The following is a 4,008-nucleotide window of genomic DNA, read 5'->3' as shown; positions in this document are numbered from 1 at the left end:
TTCGCCCTGGCCATGAAGCGCGCCGGGCTCGTCAAGCGGGTGGTGGGCTACAGCAAGTCGCCCTCCACCACCGAGCGGGCGCGCCAGATGGGCGTGATCGACGTCGAGGCCCCCTCGGCCCTGCTCGCGGTTTCGGGCGCGGACATCGTGCTGCTGGCGGTGCCCGTGGCGGCCACCGAGGCCACCTTCAAGGCGATCCGCCACCTGGTCACCTCGAGCATGCTGATCATGGACGTGGGCTCCACCAAGCGCGACGTGGTGGATGCGGCGCGGCGCGTGCTGCGCGACCACATCGGCTCGTTCGTGCCGGCGCATCCGATCGCCGGCAAGGAGCTCGCGGGCGTCGACCATGCCGATCCCGACCTCTACCACGGCAAGCAGGTGATCCTGACGCCGATCGAGAAGACGCAGACGGCGCAGTTGAAGCGCGCGCAGGCCGTGTGGGAGGCGCTGGGCTGCCACGTGCAGCAGATGGCGCCCGATTCGCACGATGCCGCCTTCGCCGCCGTGAGCCACCTGCCGCACCTGCTGGCCTTCGCCCTGATGGATGCGATCGAGGGCCAGCCGCAGGGCAAGGACTTCCTCGGGCTGGCCGGCCCGGGCTTCCGCGATTTCACCCGCATCGCTGCGAGCGACCCGAAGATCTGGCGCGACATCCTGCTGTCCAACCGCACGGAGCTGGTGGAGCAGGCGAGGTTCTTCCAGCGCAGCCTGGAAGGCATGCTGCAACTGGCCGAGACGGGCGAAGGCGAGAAGCTCGAGGAGAGGATCGCCGGCGCGAGCCGGGCCCGCGCCCAGTGGCACATGGGCCGCAGGAAGTAGGCCCGCCGTGTTCAGCACCGAATACCTGGACCTCCCCCCGCTGGAAGAGGCCGGCGGCACCGTCGTGCTGCCGGGCTCGAAAAGCATTTCCAACCGCGTCCTGCTGCTGGCCGCGCTGTCGGAGGGGACGACGGTCGTCCACGACCTGCTGGATTCCGATGACACTCGGGTGATGCTGGAGGCGTTGCGGGCGTTGGGGTGCGGCGTGGTGCAGGCTGGGGGCCGCGTGACGATCACCGGGCTGCCCTCACCCCAGCCCTCTCCCGCTGGCGGGAGAGGGAGCCCGCAGGGTCTTGCTCCCTCTCCCCTCCGGGGAGAGGGAGGGGGTGAGGGGCGCTCCTCCGCGCCCGCGAAGCTCTTCCTCGGCAACGCCGGCACCGCCATGCGGCCGCTCACCGCCGCCCTCGCCCTCCTCGGCGGGGATTTCGAACTCTCCGGCGTCGCCCGCATGCACGAGCGCCCGATCGGCGACCTGGTCGACGCCCTGCGCCAGCTCGGTTGCCGCCTCGACTACCTGGGCAACGAAGGCTTCCCGCCGCTGCGCATCCACCCTGCCCCGGCGCTGAAGCTCGACGCCCCGATCCCGGTGCGCGGCGACGTCTCCAGCCAGTTCCTCACGGCCCTCCTGATGGCCCTGCCCCTGGTGGCCACGCGCGACATCGTGATCGAGGTCGTCGGCGAGCTGATCTCCAAGCCCTACATCGAGATCACGCTCAACATGCTGCAGCGCTTCGGCATCGCCGTGGCGCGCCAAGGCTGGCAGCGCTTCACCATTCCCGCGGGCAGCCGCTACCGCTCCCCCGCCGAAATCCACGTCGAGGCCGATGCGTCCTCGGCCAGCTACTTCGTGGCGCTGGGCGCCATCGCCGGCTGCCGGGAGGCCGTGCGCATCGAAGGCGTCGGAGCCGATTCGATCCAGGGCGACATCCGCTTCGTCGAAGCGGCCCGGCAGATGGGCGCGGCCGTCACCAGCGGCCCCAACTGGCTCGAGGTGCGCCGCGGCGCCTGGCCGCTGAAGGCCGTGGACCTGGACTGCAACCACATCCCCGATGCCGCGATGACGCTGGCCGTGATGGGCCTCTATGCCGACGGCCCCACCACGCTGCGCAACATCGCGAGCTGGCGCGTGAAGGAAACGGACCGCCTCGCGGCCATGGCCACCGAGCTGCGCAAGCTGGGCGCCGAAGTCGAGGAAGGCGCGGACTACCTCCGGGTGACGCCGCCGGCGGCCTGGCAGGCGGCCGCGATCCGCACCTACGACGACCACCGCATGGCCATGTGCTTCGCGCTGGCCGCCTTCAACCCGGCCGGCGCGCACGTCCGCATCGAGGACCCGAAGTGCGTGGGCAAGACCTTCCCCGACTACTTCGAGGCCCTGTTCTCGGTGGCGCGCACGGCCACGCCGCACGTCCCGGTGATCTGCGTCGACGGCCCCACGGCTTCCGGCAAGGGCACGCTCGCCTCCGAAGTGGCGCGGCGCCTGGGCTACCACTACCTCGACTCGGGCGCCCTGTACCGCATCACCGGCCTGGCGGCGGTGCGCGCCGGGCTGGCGCTGGACGTGGCCCACGAGCACACCATCGCGAAGATGGCCGAGGCACTGCCCATCGTGTTCGCGCAAGGGCGCGTGCTGCTGGCCGGCGAGGACATCACGGACGACATCCGCACCGAGGAAGCGGGCATGAACGCCTCCCGGGTCTCCGCCCTGCCCGCGGTGCGCAGCGCCCTGGTGGCGCTGCAGCAGGGCTTCCGCAAGCTGCCCGGCCTCGTGGCGGACGGCCGCGACATGGGCACGGTGATCTTCCCCGATGCGCCGCTCAAGGTGTTCCTCACGGCCAGCGCCGCCCAGCGCGCCGAGCGTCGCCATAAGCAATTGATTTCAAAAGGGATTCAGGCTAGAATCGACGATCTTCGCGCGGACCTGGAGGCGCGCGATGCGCGCGACAGCGGTCGCGCCGTCGCCCCCTTGAAGCCCGCGCAGGATGCCCTCCTGCTGGATAACTCGAGCCAGACGGTCGAAGAATCCGTCGCCCAGGTGCTCAGCTGGTGGGAACGGAAACAGCCCTTCTCTCGTTAGGCTGGCTGTTTTCGTAGGCTGGCGCTGGAGCGAAGCGAAAGCCCAGCGATTTAAGAGGCCCCCGACACTCCCTCCGCGCAGCAGCGCACCGGTGGCGGGGATCGACAACCCAACCCCGCGGGTTCGCACCCGCAAATTTCATGTCCGAATCTTTTGCCGAGTTGTTCCAGGAATCGTTGCAGCGCTCCGAGATGCGCGCGGGCGAAGTCATCACCGCTGAAGTGGTGCGCGTGGAGCACAACTTCGTCGTGGTGAATGCCGGCCTCAAGTCCGAGGCCTACATCCCGATCGACGAATTCAAGAACGACCAGGGCGAAGTCGAGGTCCAGGAAGGCGATTTCGTCTCCGTGGCCATCGACGCTCTCGAAAACGGCTACGGCGACACGATCCTGTCGCGCGACAAGGCCAAGCGCCTCGCCTCCTGGATGAGCCTGGAGAAGGCGCTCGAGTCCGGCGAGTTCGTCACCGGCACCACCACCGGCAAGGTCAAGGGCGGCCTGACCGTGCTGGTCAACGGCATCCGCGCCTTCCTGCCCGGATCGCTGATCGACACCCGTCCCATCAAGGACCTGACTCCCTACGAAAACAAGACGCTGGAGTTCAAGGTCATCAAGCTGGACCGCAAGCGCAACAACGTGGTGCTGAGCCGCCGCGCGGTGGTCGAAGCCTCGATGGGCGAAGAGCGCGCCAAGCTGATGGAAACCCTGAAGGAAGGCTCCATCGTCCGCGGCGTGGTCAAGAACATCACCGAGTACGGCGCGTTCGTGGACCTCGGCGGCATCGACGGCCTGCTGCACATCACCGACATGGCCTGGCGCCGCGTGCGCCACCCGTCCGAGGTGGTCACCGCCGGCCAGGAAATCACGGCCAAGATCCTCAAGTTCGACACCGAGAAGAACCGCGTCTCGCTGGGCCTCAAGCAGATGGGCGACGACCCGTGGCTGGGCGTCTCGCGCCGCTACCCCCCGGGCACCCGCATGTTCGGCAAGGTCACGAACATCGCCGACTACGGCGCGTTCGTCGAGCTCGAGCCCGGCATCGAAGGCCTGGTGCACGTCTCCGAAATGGACTGGACCAACAAGAACGTGGCCCCGTCCAAGGTCGTGTCC

General features: G+C 68.9%; 3 protein-coding genes. All 3 read left to right on the top strand.

Annotated features, from left to right (window positions below; genetic code table 11):
• Window positions 1-822, top strand: an 822-nt coding sequence (locus VFM98_RS26025) for a prephenate dehydrogenase (RefSeq protein ID WP_325112787.1), incomplete at its 5' end; no start/stop codon positions are given.
• A gap of 7 nt (window positions 823-829) precedes the next feature.
• Window positions 830-2,899, top strand: a complete 2,070-nt coding sequence (locus VFM98_RS26020) for a bifunctional 3-phosphoshikimate 1-carboxyvinyltransferase/cytidylate kinase (protein ID WP_325112786.1) — start codon at window positions 830-832, stop codon at window positions 2,897-2,899.
• Window positions 2,900-3,039: 140 nt separating this feature from the next.
• Window positions 3,040-4,008, top strand: a 969-nt coding sequence (locus VFM98_RS26015) for a 30S ribosomal protein S1 (RefSeq protein ID WP_325112785.1), incomplete at its 3' end; no start/stop codon positions are given.

This window comes from Ramlibacter sp. (genome assembly GCF_035706265.1).
In the GTDB taxonomy this organism is placed as follows: domain Bacteria; phylum Pseudomonadota; class Gammaproteobacteria; order Burkholderiales; family Burkholderiaceae_C; genus Ramlibacter.
This window is presented reverse-complemented; position numbering and strand designations above follow the sequence as displayed.